The 17,018-nt window shown below is 47.7% G+C and carries 16 protein-coding genes and 1 pseudogene; 9 read left to right on the forward strand and 8 right to left on the reverse strand.

Features of this window, described 5'->3' with window-relative positions:
- Positions 1 to 159: 159 nt before the first annotated feature.
- Both ccgAI and ccgAII read left to right on the forward strand, forming a co-directional pair.
- Positions 160 to 339, forward strand: coding sequence for a protein CcgAI (gene ccgAI / locus ACOTX5_RS24555; RefSeq protein WP_000214483.1), 180 nt, complete (start codon positions 160 to 162; stop codon positions 337 to 339).
- Between the two features lie 54 nt (positions 340 to 393).
- The gene (gene ccgAII, locus ACOTX5_RS24560; protein ID WP_001749971.1) at positions 394 to 714 is read left to right on the forward strand and encodes a protein CcgAII; all 321 of its coding nucleotides are present in this window, start codon (positions 394 to 396) and stop codon (positions 712 to 714) included.
- Positions 715 to 824: 110 nt separating this feature from the next.
- Here the strand turns inward: ccgAII and ACOTX5_RS24565 are convergent, their stop codons facing one another.
- The 4 genes from ACOTX5_RS24565 to stbA all read right to left on the reverse strand — a co-directional run bounded on the left by ACOTX5_RS24565 (position 825) and on the right by stbA (position 2,865).
- Complete coding sequence (locus tag ACOTX5_RS24565) at positions 825 to 1,169, reverse strand: hypothetical protein (RefSeq protein ID WP_000999874.1); 345 nt, start codon at positions 1,167 to 1,169, stop codon at positions 825 to 827.
- A 181-nt stretch (positions 1,170 to 1,350) separates the two neighbouring features.
- On the reverse strand, positions 1,351 to 1,719 hold the full coding sequence (gene stbC, locus ACOTX5_RS24570) for a plasmid stabilization protein StbC (protein WP_000414913.1): 369 nt from the start codon (positions 1,717 to 1,719) through the stop codon (positions 1,351 to 1,353).
- Position 1,720: 1 nt separating this feature from the next.
- The gene (stbB, locus tag ACOTX5_RS24575; protein ID WP_001749973.1) at positions 1,721 to 2,437 is read right to left on the reverse strand and encodes a StbB family protein; all 717 of its coding nucleotides are present in this window, start codon (positions 2,435 to 2,437) and stop codon (positions 1,721 to 1,723) included.
- An 8-nt stretch (positions 2,438 to 2,445) separates the two neighbouring features.
- A complete protein-coding gene (gene stbA / locus ACOTX5_RS24580) occupies positions 2,446 to 2,865 on the reverse strand; it encodes a plasmid stabilization protein StbA (RefSeq protein WP_001749974.1) in 420 nt (139 codons plus the stop codon).
- Between the two features lie 490 nt (positions 2,866 to 3,355).
- On the opposite strand from stbA, the gene ACOTX5_RS24585 reads away from it, so the two are divergent.
- The 4 genes from ACOTX5_RS24585 (at position 3,356) to ACOTX5_RS24600 (ending at position 8,893) form a co-directional block, all read left to right on the forward strand.
- A complete protein-coding gene (locus tag ACOTX5_RS24585; protein ID WP_001749975.1) occupies positions 3,356 to 3,772 on the forward strand; it encodes a hypothetical protein in 417 nt (138 codons plus the stop codon).
- A gap of 1 nt (position 3,773) precedes the next feature.
- On the forward strand, positions 3,774 to 5,303 hold the full coding sequence (locus ACOTX5_RS24590) for a type IV secretion system DNA-binding domain-containing protein (RefSeq protein ID WP_000342688.1): 1,530 nt from the start codon (positions 3,774 to 3,776) through the stop codon (positions 5,301 to 5,303).
- Positions 5,303 to 8,539: a MobF family relaxase gene (gene mobF / locus ACOTX5_RS24595; RefSeq protein ID WP_012561166.1), complete on the forward strand. Its 3,237-nt coding sequence runs from the start codon at positions 5,303 to 5,305 to the stop codon at positions 8,537 to 8,539. Before ACOTX5_RS24590 ends, mobF begins: the two co-directional genes overlap by 1 nt.
- Positions 8,540 to 8,701: 162 nt before the next feature.
- Complete coding sequence (locus tag ACOTX5_RS24600; RefSeq protein WP_232795512.1) at positions 8,702 to 8,893, forward strand: hypothetical protein; 192 nt, start codon at positions 8,702 to 8,704, stop codon at positions 8,891 to 8,893.
- 9 nt (positions 8,894 to 8,902) lie between these two features.
- Here ACOTX5_RS24600 and ACOTX5_RS24605 read toward each other — a convergent pair.
- Positions 8,903 to 9,106, reverse strand: a pseudogene (locus ACOTX5_RS24605) (Tn3 family transposase); the annotation flags it as partial.
- Positions 9,107 to 9,422: 316 nt separating this feature from the next.
- Between ACOTX5_RS24605 and ACOTX5_RS24610 the strand changes: the two are divergent.
- Positions 9,423 to 10,685 carry an IS1380-like element ISEcp1 family transposase gene (locus tag ACOTX5_RS24610; RefSeq protein WP_000608644.1) on the forward strand — a complete coding sequence of 421 codons (1,263 nt, stop codon included), beginning with the start codon at positions 9,423 to 9,425 and terminating at the stop codon, positions 10,683 to 10,685.
- Positions 10,686 to 11,019: 334 nt separating this feature from the next.
- Complete coding sequence (locus ACOTX5_RS24615; protein ID WP_011091028.1) at positions 11,020 to 11,895, forward strand: extended-spectrum class A beta-lactamase CTX-M-3; 876 nt, start codon at positions 11,020 to 11,022, stop codon at positions 11,893 to 11,895.
- Between the two features lie 46 nt (positions 11,896 to 11,941).
- On the opposite strand, the gene ACOTX5_RS24620 is transcribed toward ACOTX5_RS24615, so the two are convergent.
- From ACOTX5_RS24620 to ACOTX5_RS24630, 3 genes are all read right to left on the reverse strand, one after another.
- The gene (locus ACOTX5_RS24620) at positions 11,942 to 12,418 is read right to left on the reverse strand and encodes a WbuC family cupin fold metalloprotein (RefSeq protein ID WP_013023839.1); all 477 of its coding nucleotides are present in this window, start codon (positions 12,416 to 12,418) and stop codon (positions 11,942 to 11,944) included.
- Positions 12,419 to 12,676: 258 nt separating this feature from the next.
- Positions 12,677 to 13,537 carry a broad-spectrum class A beta-lactamase TEM-1 gene (locus tag ACOTX5_RS24625; protein ID WP_000027057.1) on the reverse strand — a complete coding sequence of 287 codons (861 nt, stop codon included), beginning with the start codon at positions 13,535 to 13,537 and terminating at the stop codon, positions 12,677 to 12,679.
- A 182-nt stretch (positions 13,538 to 13,719) separates the two neighbouring features.
- Positions 13,720 to 14,277: a recombinase family protein gene (locus ACOTX5_RS24630; protein WP_001235713.1), complete on the reverse strand. Its 558-nt coding sequence runs from the start codon at positions 14,275 to 14,277 to the stop codon at positions 13,720 to 13,722.
- A 163-nt stretch (positions 14,278 to 14,440) separates the two neighbouring features.
- Between ACOTX5_RS24630 and ACOTX5_RS24635 the strand changes: the two genes are divergently transcribed.
- Positions 14,441 to 17,018 (forward strand): Tn3-like element Tn3 family transposase (locus ACOTX5_RS24635; RefSeq protein ID WP_174784606.1); only part of this gene is annotated, 2,578 nt, incomplete at its 3' end.

The following is a 17,018-nucleotide window of genomic DNA, read 5'->3' on the forward strand; positions in this document are numbered from 1 at the left end:
TCCGGCGCGGTCGCCTTCCATGCCCTGACGGGCATAAAAACATGTAAATAAATTCCGTACTTGTATTGACTTTAAAGGCGTAATCACCGATAATTAAATCATCGGGAGGCAATACCGCCACCCGAAAAATTGCCGGTATCGGATCACTAAGGAGTAAGCATGACCACTGTTACCACCCCTTCCCAGCTGAAAAAAGAAGTCGAATCTCAGAAAGAATTATTGCTGCGCGCCTGCCTCGAAGCGTTCAACCAGCTGCCTAATCAGCGCCTGCAAGGCGCTTTCACATCGACGTATGCACTGGCGGCAAAATTAGACCAGCTGCTGCAACAAACTAAATAGCACTGACGACCCGGCCAAGCCGGGTCTTTAACAGAAAGATCGAGGACAAACGACATGACCACACAAACCCTTGAGCAGACTCTTGAAGATTTTCGTCGCCAGTGTGAGAGTTTTGCGCGCGAACAGCAGCCCCGCTGCGGCCTGATTTATGAACTGTATCAGCGCCGCCTGAGCGCGGTTATTGACGGCTATCTTGCTGGCGTTCCGGCCGAGTATCGGGAAGAACTGATCGCGGTAGCGCGGCGTGAATTTGACTATCTGACCCAAGACGAGATCGCGGAAGAAATCCGGCAGGATCGGGAAAACGATTATTGCAGCCACGGTATTGAGCGTAATTGTTGCCCGCTGGGCTGCGGAGATCTAGACGATTACTGAGCCGCCGAAAGAAAAAAACCCGGATTGACCGGGCTTTTTTCTTTCCGCTGCGCGGCCGTTTCAGTTATTACTCCGCGCTGCTTTTGGCAATTTCTGTATAGCACAATACACTACACATTAAGCTCGTTTGCTTCGACGGCTAGCCAGCAGTTAAAGGTTTCGCTCTGCCGTTCGCCGCCGCAACCTCCCTCCGCTTTCAGCTTTCCGCAAGCCTGGCATTTCCCCAGCTGCGCCTTTTGCTCCTGCCACTGTTGCCAGTTTCGGATCAGCAGCAGTTGGAAAAACTCATTCGTGGAATAGGCTGTTCGTCCTGGACGACGAACCCGGCAAAGCTCCTGTAACATTGCTTCTTCCTGTTTTGTTAGCGTGACTGTCACGCTAGCGCCTTCCTCTTTGAGTCGCGCGCGGCGCCGGGCCTGGCGAATACGGGCTTGTTCACGCTGTCGGTCATTCATATTTTTCCTCCACGTGACTGTCACGTTGAATTAAACCGGGCATTACCCCTGCGGGGCCGTTCTGCCGTGCTGCGCATCGAGCCGCTACGCGTCTCGCCCCTTCGGGCGGCGGCCACTAATGCCTCCGGCCTGCGGCCTCCGCGCTTCGCTTGAAAAAAAACCGGGACATGCCCGGTTTACATTATCTCAGTAGAATTATGGCTATCGCGGCACCCACGGCGGCGCCCACAATAGTGCAGCCAGCTGTAATAAAAAGGATCTGACGGGTTAACGTCTCAGCTCTGGACGCCTGCGCGCGGCGGAACTTCGTCAGAAATTCCTCACGCGCCTTAGCATCATCACTAATTGCCAGGCTAATTGAACGCTGGTTTTCTACTAAAGTCCGTTTAAGAGAGTCTGCCGTCTCTCCTAAACTTTCGGTGTCTTTTGCCAGCTTTTCCGAAAGCGCAGAAAGTATCTCAGTCATTTCTTTCTGACTTGCGGTGATTTCCTTCGCGTCACCTAAAAACCAATCCATCAGAACTTCAAATTTATCTGGCTGCTTTTCCATTTTATTCTCCCATTAAAGCCGCATATGCTTTATCGAGATTAGCTTTAACAGGAATTGCCTGTTTCATGTAGGTATAACGGCGGGCCAGTTTTTTGCGCTCGTCAGCATCCGTTGTTTGTTTAGCGCGGGCTTTAAATTCTTCTGGATCTTCAGCGGTCAATGCTTCGAATGAGATACGGTGATACGCGAGATATTCGAAAACTTCACTGTTATAAATAACAGATTTCTTGCTGATTTTGCCAACTTTCGTTCGTTTGACAAATTCAAATACCGGCGCCAGTACATCCTCTACTTCACTATCTGGACTAATGCGGTTTGGAACAAAGATGATTTTATCGCTGCTTACACCTGCCTTACTTAACGTATGTGCTGTTTTCAGGCTTTCATCAATGGCCTTATTATCAGGCGTAACCGGGATTACATACTTATCAAATTCATTCGCGCCACTGTCAAAGCGGGACATTGCCATCAGGAACGCTTCTACGTTTGACGCACCAATATCAATAATCCCGGCATCTTCAAAAACAATATCTTCAATCAACCGTGAAAAGTCATCACCTTTAAAAATGGAAACATTCTCAATCCCCAGATCGGAAGCAGACTGGTTGATAGTTTCAACCGCATAGAATTTTGCTCCAGTCAGACGCGGGGCTAACAGGTAGGATGAAATTAAGGTTTTACCAACGCTGCCACTGTAATTAATTACCGCTACTTTCATAAATCACCTCAGAATTTTTTATTGAACATCTTAGGGTCGAAATCTTCACTGATTTTATTGAAGAACTCTTTATCAATAATGCCGGGACTTTCTTTTTTTTCACTTCCTTGCGGTTCAGGCTCAGGCGGCGTTTGTGTATTGTGCAATACACTTTCCTCTGCACCTTTCTCGCTACCTCCTTTTTGTGTATTGTGCAATACACTATCATCATTGTTCGGCATCCTTTCATGTGTATTGTGCATTCCATTTTTCCGGATTTGCCGCGCTCTATATAGGGACGTATCAAAGCTACGAACGTTCACACCTTCCAGGCCGAAGCGTTCAGAAACTGCCTTATAAATTTCCTCCCTGGAAACTCCCAGTGACAGCATTTCTTCTATTTCCGGCAACATCAACTGAAGTGCCGCCCTGATACTTTTGGGCTTCATAGTACCCTCATTTAGAATGATGTAATTTTGATGTAATTTTGATGTACTTTTGATGTACTTTTGTTGTACTGGCTACCTCATGACCAAAGAATGATGTAATTTTGTTGTACTGTCAACCTTCAAGTGATGTAATTTTGATGTAATTTTGATGTACTTTTGTTGTACTGGTATTCATGCAAGCATGAATACGGAATATTGAACGCTTTTTAGCCAGTTAGTCCTTAACCTACGTAGATCGCCCCTACCAAAAAAGATGATTTTTTATCCCTTAACCTGCTATACACCTAACGCAGCGCGATAAATCACGCTATCATACTGATTTAAAAGATAAAAAAATAAATAGCAACAATATTCGGTAATAATTAGGTATTAAAAACACCCAATAACTCATTGTTTTATAATGAGTTTGCTTTATTACTTTGGTAATACTAAGATTTCAGCTTGTTAGATCCCAATTTTTTGTTTAAAAAATGCACAATGTGAGGACTGAATGCCAATAATAACCGCAAAAGTATCAGATGAACTTTTGGCCTATATAGACCTGGTTTCAGGAGGTAATCGGTCAGATTATCTGCGGCGCTGCATTGAAGCTGGCCCAGGTGATCGGGAGTCCGGGTTGAAAATAGTTGCCGACCGGCTGAGCGACGTAAATCGCAAACTGGATTATCTTTTTGACCGTGCTTCAGATGCGGATTTTGGCCCACTGCGCGATGAGCTGAAGGCAATAACCGAAACGCTATCTGGCGTAAAATTCCCACCGGCAGGACAGATGATGTTGCATGAATCACTCGCTATTGAAACGCTAATCCTCCTGCGCTCGATAGCAGAACCGGGCAAAACCAAAGCGGCAAAAGCAGAGGTTGAACGTAACGGCTACAAAGTCTGGGAACCAAAAAAGGAGCGCTGAAATGGACGATAGAGAAAGAGGCTTAGCATTTTTATTTGCAATTACTTTGCCTCCAGTGATGGTATGGTTTCTAGTTGCAAAATTTACCTACGGTATTGATCCATCCACGGCTAAATACCTGATTCCGTATCTGGTTAAGAATACTTTTTCGCTATGGCCTTTATGGTCAGCTTTAATTGCTGGCTGGTTTATTGGTGTTGGCGGTCTGATCGCTTTTATCATTTATGATAAATCACGCGTGTTTAAAGGCGAAAGATTCAAAAAGATTTATCGTGGTACAGAGCTTGTTCGCGCCAGAACACTCGCTGATAAAACACGCGAAAGAGGTGTCAACCAGTTAACCGTGGCTAATATCCCCATACCTACATACGCTGAGAACTTGCATTTTTCGATTGCCGGTACAACCGGTACTGGTAAAACCACAATTTTCAATGAACTGTTATTTAAGAGCATCATTAGAGGCGGCAAAAATATTGCTTTAGATCCAAATGGGGGCTTCTTAAAGAATTTCTATCGTCCCGGCGATGTTATTTTAAACGCCTATGATAAACGCACTGAAGGCTGGGTGTTTTTCAATGAAATTCGCCGTTCATATGATTACGAGCGCTTAGTGAACTCTATTGTTCAGGAAAGCCCTGATATGGCTACTGAAGAATGGTTCGGCTATGGCCGTCTTATTTTTAGTGAAGTTTCGAAAAAACTTCACAGCCTATATAGCACAGTAACTATGGAAGAAGTTATTCACTGGGCCTGTAACGTTGACCAGAAAAAATTAAAAGAATTTTTAATGGGGACGCCTGCCGAAGCTATTTTTTCCGGGTCTGAAAAAGCAGTTGGAAGCGCGCGATTTGTTCTCAGTAAGAATCTTGCCCCACATTTGAAAATGCCGGAAGGTAATTTTTCCCTGCGTGACTGGCTTGATGATGGAAAGCCGGGAACCCTGTTTATCACCTGGCAGGAAGAAATGAAAAGGTCACTTAATCCGCTAATTTCCTGCTGGCTGGATTCGATTTTTTCTATCGTGCTGGGTATGGGTGAAAAAGAAAGCCGCATTAATGTATTTATTGACGAGCTGGAATCACTCCAGTTTCTGCCAAACCTCAACGATGCACTGACCAAAGGGCGTAAAAGCGGTCTGTGTGTTTATGCTGGCTATCAAACCTATTCTCAGCTGGTTAAGGTTTATGGTCGGGATATGGCTCAGACAATTCTGGCTAACATGCGTTCTAACATCGTGCTGGGCGGCAGCCGTCTCGGTGATGAAACGTTGGATCAAATGTCGCGCTCACTCGGTGAGATAGAAGGCGAAGTTGAGCGTAAAGAATCCGATCCTCAGAAGCCCTGGATTGTCCGTAAACGCCGCGACGTTAAAGTTGTTCGTGCCGTAACGCCTACCGAAATATCAATGTTGCCAAACCTCACCGGCTATCTGGCGTTGCCTGGTGATATGCCCGTCGCTAAGTTCAAGGCTAAACACGTTAAATACCATCGCAAAAACCCTGTTCCTGGCATTGAACTGAGGGAGATCTGATGCTTGATATAACCACGATTACCCGCCAGAACGTCACTAGCGTTGTGGGCTACTACTCTGATGCAAAGGATGATTACTACAGTAAGGATTCATCATTCACGTCCTGGCAGGGAACCGGAGCTGAAGCCCTCGGCTTATCCGGGGACGTTGAATCAGCCCGGTTTAAAGAGCTGCTTGTCGGAGAGATAGATACCTTCACGCATATGCAGCGACACGTGGGTGATGCCAAAAAAGAGCGTCTGGGCTACGACCTGACGTTTTCAGCGCCTAAAGGGGTATCCATGCAGGCGCTGATACACGGCGATAAAACCATTATCGAGGCTCATGAAAAAGCTGTTGCCGCTGCTGTGCGTGAAGCTGAAAAACTCGCGCAGGCCCGGACGACTCGCCAGGGGAAATCAGTAACCCAGAATACCAATAACCTTGTCGTCGCTACTTTTCGCCACGAAACGTCCAGGGCGCTAGATCCTGATTTGCACACCCACGCTTTTGTCATGAACATGACCCAGCGCGAGGACGGCCAGTGGCGCGCGCTCAAAAATGATGAGCTGATGCGTAACAAAATGCACCTGGGCGATGTTTACAAACAGGAGCTGGCGCTGGAGTTGACCAAAGCCGGTTATGAGCTGCGTTACAACAGCAAAAATAACACGTTCGATATGGCCCATTTTTCAGACGAACAGATTCGCGCTTTTTCCCGCCGGTCGGAGCAAATTGAAAAGGGACTCGCTGCAATGGGCCTGACGCGGGAAACCGCCGATGCTCAGACGAAAAGCCGCGTCTCGATGGCGACGCGTGAAAAGAAAACAGAGCATTCCCGTGAAGAAATTCACCAGGAATGGGCCAGCCGCGCCAAAACGCTAGGCATTGATTTTGATAACCGTGAATGGCAGGGACACGGTAAACCTCTGGAGGCTGATATTGCGCGCAACATGGCCCCGGATTTTACCAGCCCTGAGGTTAAAGCTGACCGGGCTATCCAGTTTGCAGTTAAGTCGCTGTCAGAGCGCGATGCCAGCTTTGAACGCCAGAAGCTGATTCAGATCGCTAATAAGCAGGTGCTGGGCCATGCCACAATGGCCGATGTTGAAAAAGCGTACCTGAAGGCGGTACAGAAGGGCGCCATCATCGAGGGCGAAGCCCGGTATCAATCAACGCTGAAGGTCGGTGCTTCAGTTATGGCCGAAACTCTGACGCGCAAAGAGTGGATCGACTCGCTGACGAATAGCGGGATGCGTGCGGATAAAGCCCGTTTTGCGGTAGATGATGGTATTAAAAACGGCAGGCTTAAAAAGACCAGCCACCGCGTCACTACCGTGGAGGGTATTCGCCTTGAGCGTTCCATTCTGACTATCGAATCACGCGGCCGGGGGCAGATGCCGCGACAGCTGACCGCAGAGATTGCAGGCCAGCTGCTCGCCGGGAAAACCCTCAAGAATGAGCAGATGCGCGCAGTTACAGAAATTGTGACGAGCAAAGATCGTTTTGTGGCCGCACATGGTTACGCCGGTACCGGTAAAAGCTATATGACGATGGCCGCTAAAGAGCTGCTGGAGTCACAAGGGCTGAAGGTCACGGCGCTGGCCCCCTATGGGACACAGAAAAAAGCGCTTGAAGATGATGGATTACCGGCCCGCACCGTTGCCGCCTTCCTCAAAGCGAAGGATAAAAAGCTGGATGAAAAATCAGTCGTATTCATTGATGAAGCCGGGGTTATACCCGCCCGGCAGATGAAACAGCTGATGGAGGTGATCGAGAAGCATAACGCTCGCGCGGTATTCCTGGGGGATACGTCACAGACGAAAGCGGTAGAAGCCGGTAAGCCTTTTGAGCAGCTGATTAAAGCAGGTATGCAGACCAGCTACATGAAAGACATTCAGCGACAGAAGAATGAAGTTTTGCTTGAGGCGGTTAAGTATGCCGCTGAAGGTAATGCCGCGCGCGCCCTGAAAAATATCACCGGCGTGAACGAACTGAAGGAAGAAGCGCCCCGACTCGCTCAACTTGCCGATCGCTACCTGTCTCTGTCCTCAGAACAACAGGATGCCACCCTGATAATCTCTGGTACGAACGCCTCACGCAAAACCCTCAATGACTACATCCGGGGCAATCTGGGGCTTGCCGGAACCGGCGAAACGTTCACGCTACTTGACCGCGTGGATTCGACACAGGCGGAACGCCGCGACAGCCGTTATTTCAGTAAAGGGCAAATCATTATCCCCGAACAGGATTACAAAAATGGTATGAAGCGGGGCGAGTCTTACCAGGTTCTTGATACCGGGCCGGGCAACAAATTGACGGTTGAAAGCAGCAGCGGTGAGCAGATCGCTTTCAGCCCGCGTACACACACCAAGCTGTCTGTATACCAGGCAGTCAGCGCCGAACTGGCGCCGGGCGATAAGGTCATGGTAACGCGTAACGATAAAACGCTGGACGTTGCCAACGGCGACCGCTTCACGGTGAAAACCGTGGAGGGTGAAAAACTGACGCTTGAGGACAAAAAAGGGCGCACGGTTGAGCTGGACAAAAAACAGGCTTCTTATCTTTCCTATGCTTATGCAACCACCGTCCACAAATCCCAGGGGCTTACCTGTGATCGCGTGTTGTTCAACATAGATACCAAATCGCTTACCACTTCTAAGGACGTTTTTTATGTTGGTATTTCGCGTGCGCGTCATGAGGTGGAAATTTTTACCGACGATAAAAAATCTTTGGCATCGAGCGTGAGCCGCGACAGCCCGAAAACCACGGCCGCAGAAATTGACCGTTTCTTTGGGCTTGAGGCCAGGTTTAAGGATATTGGCCGCGATACCAGTTTAGAAACCCGATCAGCTGAAAAAGGTCTGCCAGAAGCCACGGGGGAAAGCATGGCGTTTAACCAGAAACCCGATGAACATAACATGACAACCGGCACTGATTATCAGCCGGTGAGCAACGCAGAGGACGCCTTTCATCTTAAGCAGAACCCTATGGATGATTCCGTTGGCCTGCGGCGTCATGAAGCACAGCAAAATGATGCAGAACTGGCCCATGATTATGCTGCTGCCGACGATCAGCAGTGGAGCGCGCAGGAGTATGCCGATTACGAGCATTATGCCGAAGCATCAGACTACGACTTTGACAGCAGCATTTACGACGATTACGCCATGCCGCAGACGTCTCAGGCGGAACAGAGCCATACCGGAAAAGAACACACCCATGAGCATGAGCATGAAGAAGGGGGCCATGAAATCTGATGGAGCAGACCGACAAGCGCAAGCAGGATAAACTGAAGTTCGACCGGGTAATTAATCTGGCGCGCAGACTGCCGCAACCGGCGATCCATGACTTACTACGCGCGCTGATACTGCCAATTCAGGCCGATTACTTGCACGGAGGGCCAGGACGCGCGCCCGGACATGAACGAGCGCGAGTTCTTCTTCACAAAAATCATCTGGGCGATGGATTACACGCACATGAAATCACTCAGGCTTGCAGCTGAAGATTTTCCCCTGGCGCTTGCGACGGCCAAGATCCTGCCGTGGCCGTGGGGTGAATCAAGCTACCGGAGTGCTTTAGCCGATATAGGGGTTCGAGGTTCAATCGTGTAAAAAACCACGTTAAGGCAATAATTCATTGTTTGAATTGAAATTTAATGGCCTCAACTCTCCCTTCAGAATATTTTCCGGCAGCGTGAACGTATAATGTCCCAGCATGTTGATATGACCGTACATCAGTGGCGACAGGCGTGAGATATGCTCGTCTTCCGGGATCTCACCAGCGCTGCGCAAATGTGATAGCGCTTCCTGCATATAAAGCGTGTTCGGGGTCTGACGCTCAGTGGAACGAAAACTCACGTTAAGGGATTTTGGTCATGAGATTATCAAAAAGGATCTTCACCTAGATCCTTTTAAATTAAAAATGAAGTTTTAAATCAATCTAAAGTATATATGACCTAGATTCTACGTCAGTACTTCAAAAAGCATAATCAAAGCCTTGATAAATATGCATTCCTTCGAAATTCAGCTTTCACCCATTGGGTGAAAGAAAAGTGCTCAAAAATATGTTAAATTATCAGCTTTTATGACTCGATATATGGTAAAATAATAGTAAGAAAAGTAGTAAAAAGGGGTTCTAATTATGATTAATAAAATTGATTTCAAAGCTAAGAATCTAACATCAAATGCAGGTCTTTTTCTGCTCCTTGAGAATGCAAAAAGCAATGGGATTTTTGATTTTATTGAAAATGACCTCGTATTTGATAATGACTCAACAAATAAAATCAAGATGAATCATATAAAGACCATGCTCTGCGGTCACTTCATTGGCATTGATAAGTTAGAACGTCTAAAGCTACTTCAAAATGATCCCCTCGTCAACGAGTTTGATATTTCCGTAAAAGAACCTGAAACAGTGTCACGGTTTCTAGGAAACTTCAACTTCAAGACAACCCAAATGTTTAGAGACATTAATTTTAAAGTCTTTAAAAAACTGCTCACTAAAAGTAAATTGACATCCATTACGATTGATATTGATAGTAGTGTAATTAACGTAGAAGGTCATCAAGAAGGTGCGTCAAAAGGATATAATCCTAAGAAACTGGGAAACCGATGCTACAATATCCAATTTGCATTTTGCGACGAATTAAAAGCATATGTTACCGGATTTGTAAGAAGTGGCAATACTTACACTGCAAACGGTGCTGCGGAAATGATCAAAGAAATTGTTGCTAACATCAAATCAGACGATTTAGAAATTTTATTTCGAATGGATAGTGGCTACTTTGATGAAAAAATTATCGAAACGATAGAATCTCTTGGATGCAAATATTTAATTAAAGCCAAAAGTTATTCTACACTCACCTCACAAGCAACGAATTCATCAATTGTATTCGTTAAAGGAGAAGAAGGTAGAGAAACTACAGAACTGTATACAAAATTAGTTAAATGGGAAAAAGACAGAAGATTTGTCGTATCTCGCGTACTGAAACCAGAAAAAGAAAGAGCACAATTATCACTTTTAGAAGGTTCCGAATACGACTACTTTTTCTTTGTAACAAATACTACCTTGCTTTCTGAAAAAGTAGTTATATACTATGAAAAGCGTGGTAATGCTGAAAACTATATCAAAGAAGCCAAATACGACATGGCGGTGGGTCATCTCTTGCTAAAGTCATTTTGGGCGAATGAAGCCGTGTTTCAAATGATGATGCTTTCATATAACCTATTTTTGTTGTTCAAGTTTGATTCCTTGGACTCTTCAGAATACAGACAGCAAATAAAGACCTTTCGTTTGAAGTATGTATTTCTTGCAGCAAAAATAATCAAAACCGCAAGATATGTAATCATGAAGTTGTCGGAAAACTATCCGTACAAGGGAGTGTATGAAAAATGTCTGGTATAATAAGAATATCATCAATAAAATTGAGTGTTGCTCTGTGGATAACTTGCAGAGTTTATTAAGTATCATTGCAGCAAAGATGAAATCAATGATTTATCAAAAATGATTGAAAGGTGGTTGTAAATAATGTTACAATGTGTGAGAAGCAGTCTAAATTCTTCGTGAAATAGTGATTTTTGAAGCTAATAAAAAACACACGTGGAATTTAGGTTTCATTCTGGCGACGTCCGTATTTGCCTTTCGGAAGCATAAAATCGGACGCGTTGTGGCTCGCTTCAGGTAAAATATTGACTATTCATGTTGTTGTTATTTCGTCTCTTCCAGAATAAGGAATCCCATGGTTAAAAAATCACTGCGCCAGTTCACGCTGATGGCGACGGCAACCGTCACGCTGTTGTTAGGAAGTGTGCCGCTGTATGCGCAAACGGCGGACGTACAGCAAAAACTTGCCGAATTAGAGCGGCAGTCGGGAGGCAGACTGGGTGTGGCATTGATTAACACAGCAGATAATTCGCAAATACTTTATCGTGCTGATGAGCGCTTTGCGATGTGCAGCACCAGTAAAGTGATGGCCGCGGCCGCGGTGCTGAAGAAAAGTGAAAGCGAACCGAATCTGTTAAATCAGCGAGTTGAGATCAAAAAATCTGACCTTGTTAACTATAATCCGATTGCGGAAAAGCACGTCAATGGGACGATGTCACTGGCTGAGCTTAGCGCGGCCGCGCTACAGTACAGCGATAACGTGGCGATGAATAAGCTGATTGCTCACGTTGGCGGCCCGGCTAGCGTCACCGCGTTCGCCCGACAGCTGGGAGACGAAACGTTCCGTCTCGACCGTACCGAGCCGACGTTAAACACCGCCATTCCGGGCGATCCGCGTGATACCACTTCACCTCGGGCAATGGCGCAAACTCTGCGGAATCTGACGCTGGGTAAAGCATTGGGCGACAGCCAACGGGCGCAGCTGGTGACATGGATGAAAGGCAATACCACCGGTGCAGCGAGCATTCAGGCTGGACTGCCTGCTTCCTGGGTTGTGGGGGATAAAACCGGCAGCGGTGACTATGGCACCACCAACGATATCGCGGTGATCTGGCCAAAAGATCGTGCGCCGCTGATTCTGGTCACTTACTTCACCCAGCCTCAACCTAAGGCAGAAAGCCGTCGCGATGTATTAGCGTCGGCGGCTAAAATCGTCACCGACGGTTTGTAATAGCGGAAACGGAATGGGGAAACTCATTCCGTTTTTGTTTATCGCCTTAGACGGCAAAAGTGCTGTCGCCCACCTGCGCTTGCGCATACCAGGCCATAAGCTCCGTGGTTCCTGGTTCTCCTTCCGCTGGAGCCCAGTGCGCATAGTCATCGGCAGCCACGGGTTGATAGCCACCGTGTTTTACTTCAAAAATTATGCCACCGGTATCCAGCGACAGCACGGCATGCCAGGTTCCTGCGGCCATCTCCAGCACCGTACAGGTTTCCCCCAATATCGCCCGATGGGTGACGGTACCCCGATCGTCAAAATTCAGCACCACGAAACGACCCCTTAATGGCAACAGTAGCTCGAAGGTGTGAGGGTGTCGGTGCGGGCGCACGTAGGTCCCAGGTTCCATGGCAATAGCCAGACGTTGGACCGAATCGCTTAATTCTGGATGGAAATTACGGTGCGCGCGGAGCCGAGGCGATTGCACAGCCGCTGCGCTCTGTTGCTGCATATCGCTCATGGTAATTTGTTTCATCAGGATGACCTTGTCGATTAATGAATTGGGGGGGATTACCGTATGACGTCAGGGTGACAGAACCCGCAGAGCAAGTGAAGAACTGGGTTTGCCAATTTTTCCCTATCCTGATTTACTGAAATGGTATTGACGGTAGTGCTGATATTCAGGCCACTTTTTTAGTTGATAAAAGTCTGTAATTCTTTTTACCGTCTGGGAAAAATTTACGGTGGTAATCACCCCCCAATTATTTCAGTATGAGTAAACTTGGTCTGACAGTTACCAATGCTTAATCAGTGAGGCACCTATCTCAGCGATCTGTCTATTTCGTTCATCCATAGTTGCCTGACTCCCCGTCGTGTAGATAACTACGATACGGGAGGGCTTACCATCTGGCCCCAGTGCTGCAATGATACCGCGAGACCCACGCTCACCGGCTCCAGATTTATCAGCAATAAACCAGCCAGCCGGAAGGGCCGAGCGCAGAAGTGGTCCTGCAACTTTATCCGCCTCCATCCAGTCTATTAATTGTTGCCGGGAAGCTAGAGTAAGTAGTTCGCCAGTTAATAGTTTGCGCAACGTTGTTGCCATTGCTGCAGGCATCGTGGTGTCACGCTCGTCGTTTGGTATGGCTTCATTCAGCTCCGGTTCCCAACGATCAAGGCGAGTTACATGATCCCCCATGTTGTGCAAAAAAGCGGTTAGCTCCTTCGGTCCTCCGATCGTTGTCAGAAGTAAGTTGGCAGCAGTGTTATCACTCATGGTTATGGCAGCACTGCATAATTCTCTTACTGTCATGCCATCCGTAAGATGCTTTTCTGTGACTGGTGAGTACTCAACCAAGTCATTCTGAGAATAGTGTATGCGGCGACCGAGTTGCTCTTGCCCGGCGTCAACACGGGATAATACCGCACCACATAGCAGAACTTTAAAAGTGCTCATCATTGGAAAACGTTCTTCGGGGCGAAAACTCTCAAGGATCTTACCGCTGTTGAGATCCAGTTCGATGTAACCCACTCGTGCACCCAACTGATCTTCAGCATCTTTTACTTTCACCAGCGTTTCTGGGTGAGCAAAAACAGGAAGGCAAAATGCCGCAAAAAAGGGAATAAGGGCGACACGAAAATGTTGAATACTCATACTCTTCCTTTTTCAATATTATTGAAGCATTTACCAGGGTTATTGTCTCATGAGCGGATACATATTTGAATGTATTTAGAAAAATAAACAAATAGGGGTTCCGCGCACATTTCCCCGAAAAGTGCCACCTGACGTCTAAGAAACCATTATTATCATGACATTAACCTATAAAAATAGGCGTATCACGAGGCCCTTTCGTCTTCAAGAATTTTATAAACCGTGGAGCGGGCAATACTGAGCTGATGAGCAATTTCCGTTGCACCAGTGCCCTTCTGATGAAGCGTCAGCACGACGTTCCTGTCCACGGTACGCCTGCGGCCAAATTTGATTCCTTTCAGCTTTGCTTCCTGTCGGCCCTCATTCGTGCGTTCTAGGATCCTCCGGCGTTCAGCCTGTGCCACAGCCGACAGGATGGTGACCACCATTTGCCCCATATCACCGTCGGTACTGATCCCGTCATCAATGAACCGGACTGCCACGCCCTGAGCGTCAAATTCCTTTATCAGTTGGATCATATCGGCAGTGTCGCGGCCAAGACGGTCGAGCTTCTTAACCAGAATGACATCACCTTCCTCCACCTTCATCCTCAGCAAATCCAGCCCTTCCCGGTCTGTTGAACTGCCGGATGCCTTATCGGTAAATATACGGTTTGCTTTCACACCTGCGTCTTTGAGTGCTCTGACCTGAAGATCAAGAGACTGCTGACTGGTTGAGACCCGAGCGTAACCAAAAAGTCGCATAAAAATGTACCTTAAATCGAATATCGGACAACTCATGTCTATTATTACAAATTTACGATTTAATAGACATATTAATGTAACAGTTTTACGATGTCCGATAATTTATAACATTTCGTACGGTTGGAAAAATGTTACTAAATGCCCGTCAGGCAGGGAGGCCGATATGCCCGTTGACTTTCTGACCACTGAGCAGACTGAAAGCTATGGCAGATTCACCGGTGAACCGGATGAGCTTCAGCTGGCACGATATTTTCACCTTGATGAAGCAGACAAGGAATTTATCGGAAAAAGCAGAGGTGATCACAACCGTCTGGGCATTGCCCTGCAAATTGGATGTGTCCGTTTTCTGGGCACCTTCCTCACCGATATGAATCATATTCCTTCCGGCGTCCGGCATTTTACCGCCAGACAGCTCGGGATTCGTGATATCACCGTTCTTGCAGAATACGGTCAGAGGGAAAATACCCGCCGTGAGCATGCAGCGCTGATACGTCAGCACTATCAGTATCGTGAATTTGCCTGGCCCTGGACATTTCGCCTTACCCGTCTTTTATATACCCGGAGCTGGATAAGCAACGAACGTCCTGGCCTGCTTTTCGATCTGGCGACAGGGTGGCTTATGCAACATCGTATTATTCTCCCCGGAGCCACTACGCTGACCCGGTTGATTTCAGAGGTAAGGGAAAAGGCGACGTTGCGCCTGTGGAACAAACTGGCACTGATACCGTCAGCCGAACAGCGTTCACAGCTGGAGATGCTGCTGGGGCCAACTGATTGCAGCCGCCTGTCTTTACTGGAATCACTGAAAAAGGGCCCTGTGACCATCAGTGGTCCGGCGTTTAATGAAGCAATTGAACGCTGGAAAACTCTGAACGATTTTGGCCTGCATGCTGAAAACCTGAGTACACTCCCGGCTGTGCGCCTGAAAAATCTCGCACGTTATGCTGGTATGACTTCGGTGTTCAATATTGCCAGGATGTCACCGCAGAAAAGGATGGCGGTTCTGGTTGCCTTTGTCCTTGCATGGGAAACGCTGGCGCTGGATGATGCATTGGACGTTCTGGACGCCATGCTGGCCGTTATCATCCGTGACGCCAGAAAGATTGGGCAGAAAAAACGGCTCCGCTCGCTGAAGGATCTGGATAAATCTGCATTGGCGCTCGCCAGCGCATGTTCGTACCTGCTGAAAGAAGAAACACCGGACGAATCGATTCGTGCTGAGGTGTTCAGCTACATCCCAAGGCAAAAGCTGGCTGAAATCATCACGCTTGTCCGTGAAATTGCCCGGCCCTCAGACGATAATTTTCATGAAGAAATGGTGGAGCAGTACGGGCGCGTTCGTCGTTTCCTGCCCCATCTGCTGAATACCGTTAAATTTTCATCCGCACCTGCCGGGGTTACCACTCTGAATGCCTGTGACTACCTCAGCCGGGAGTTCAGCTCACGGCGGCAGTTTTTTGACGACGCACCAACGGAAATTATCAGTCGGTCATGGAAACGGCTGGTGATTAACAAGGAAAAACATATCACCCGCAGGGGATACACGCTCTGCTTTCTCAGTAAACTGCAGGATAGTCTGAGGCGGAGGGATGTCTACGTTACCGGCAGTAACCGGTGGGGAGATCCTCGTGCAAGATTACTACAGGGTGCTGACTGGCAGGCAAACCGGATTAAGGTTTATCGTTCTTTGGGGCACCCGACAGACCCGCAGGAAGCAATAAAATCTCTGGGTCATCAGCTTGATAGTCGTTACAGACAGGTTGCTGCACGTCTTTGCGAAAATGAGGCTGTCGAACTCGATGTTTCTGGCCCGAAGCCCCGGTTGACAATTTCTCCCCTCGCCAGTCTTGATGAGCCGGACAGTCTGAAACGACTGAGCAAAATGATCAGTGATCTACTCCCTCCGGTGGATTTAACGGAGTTGCTGCTCGAAATTAACGCCCATACCGGATTTGCTGATGAGTTTTTCCATGCTAGTGAAGCCAGTGCCAGAGTTGATGATCTGCCCGTCAGCATCAGCGCCGTGCTGATGGCTGAAGCCTGCAATATCGGTCTGGAACCACTGATCAGATCAAATGTTCCTGCACTGACCCGACACCGGCTGAACTGGACAAAAGCGAACTATCTGCGGGCTGAAACTATCACCAGCGCTAATGCCAGACTGGTTGATTTTCAGGCAACGCTGCCACTGGCACAGATATGGGGTGGAGGAGAAGTGGCATCTGCAGATGGAATGCGCTTTGTTACGCCAGTCAGAACAATCAATGCCGGACCGAACCGCAAATACTTTGGTAATAACAGAGGGATCACCTGGTACAACTTTGTGTCCGATCAGTATTCCGGCTTTCATGGCATCGTTATACCGGGGACGCTGAGGGACTCTATCTTTGTGCTGGAAGGTCTTCTGGAACAGGAGACCGGGCTGAATCCAACCGAAATTATGACCGATACAGCAGGTGCCAGCGAACTTGTCTTTGGCCTTTTCTGGCTGCTGGGATACCAGTTTTCTCCACGCCTGGCTGATGCCGGTGCTTCGGTTTTCTGGCGAATGGACCATGATGCCGACTATGGCGTGCTGAATGATATTGCCAGAGGGCAATCAGATCCCCGAAAAATAGTCCTTCAGTGGGACGAAATGATCCGGACCGCTGGCTCCCTGAAGCTGGGCAAAGTACAGGTTTCAGTGCTGGTCCGTTCATTGCTGAAAAGTGAACGTCCTTCCGGACTGACTCAGGCAATCA

Origin of the sequence: Enterobacter cloacae complex sp. IR5441 (genome assembly GCF_049238215.1) — a bacterium.
Lineage (GTDB): Bacteria > Pseudomonadota > Gammaproteobacteria > Enterobacterales > Enterobacteriaceae > Enterobacter > Enterobacter hormaechei_C.

Coding starts and splice junctions, on each gene's coding strand:
- ccgAI (WP_000214483.1), top strand. CDS start 160: ATGACCACTGTTACCACCCCTTCCCAGCTGAAAAAAGAAGTCGAATCT.
- ccgAII (WP_001749971.1), top strand. CDS start 394: ATGACCACACAAACCCTTGAGCAGACTCTTGAAGATTTTCGTCGCCAG.
- ACOTX5_RS24630 (WP_001235713.1), bottom strand. CDS start 14,277: ATGCGACTTTTTGGTTACGCTCGGGTCTCAACCAGTCAGCAGTCTCTT.
- ACOTX5_RS24610 (WP_000608644.1), top strand. CDS start 9,423: ATGATTAATAAAATTGATTTCAAAGCTAAGAATCTAACATCAAATGCA.
- ACOTX5_RS24620 (WP_013023839.1), bottom strand. CDS start 12,418: ATGAAACAAATTACCATGAGCGATATGCAGCAACAGAGCGCAGCGGCT.
- stbC (WP_000414913.1), bottom strand. CDS start 1,719: ATGGAAAAGCAGCCAGATAAATTTGAAGTTCTGATGGATTGGTTTTTA.
- ACOTX5_RS24565 (WP_000999874.1), bottom strand. CDS start 1,169: ATGAATGACCGACAGCGTGAACAAGCCCGTATTCGCCAGGCCCGGCGC.
- stbB (WP_001749973.1), bottom strand. CDS start 2,437: ATGAAAGTAGCGGTAATTAATTACAGTGGCAGCGTTGGTAAAACCTTA.
- ACOTX5_RS24585 (WP_001749975.1), top strand. CDS start 3,356: ATGCCAATAATAACCGCAAAAGTATCAGATGAACTTTTGGCCTATATA.
- stbA (WP_001749974.1), bottom strand. CDS start 2,865: ATGAAGCCCAAAAGTATCAGGGCGGCACTTCAGTTGATGTTGCCGGAA.
- ACOTX5_RS24590 (WP_000342688.1), top strand. CDS start 3,774: ATGGACGATAGAGAAAGAGGCTTAGCATTTTTATTTGCAATTACTTTG.
- ACOTX5_RS24625 (WP_000027057.1), bottom strand. CDS start 13,537: ATGAGTATTCAACATTTTCGTGTCGCCCTTATTCCCTTTTTTGCGGCA.
- mobF (WP_012561166.1), top strand. CDS start 5,303: ATGCTTGATATAACCACGATTACCCGCCAGAACGTCACTAGCGTTGTG.
- ACOTX5_RS24615 (WP_011091028.1), top strand. CDS start 11,020: ATGGTTAAAAAATCACTGCGCCAGTTCACGCTGATGGCGACGGCAACC.
- ACOTX5_RS24600 (WP_232795512.1), top strand. CDS start 8,702: ATGAACGAGCGCGAGTTCTTCTTCACAAAAATCATCTGGGCGATGGAT.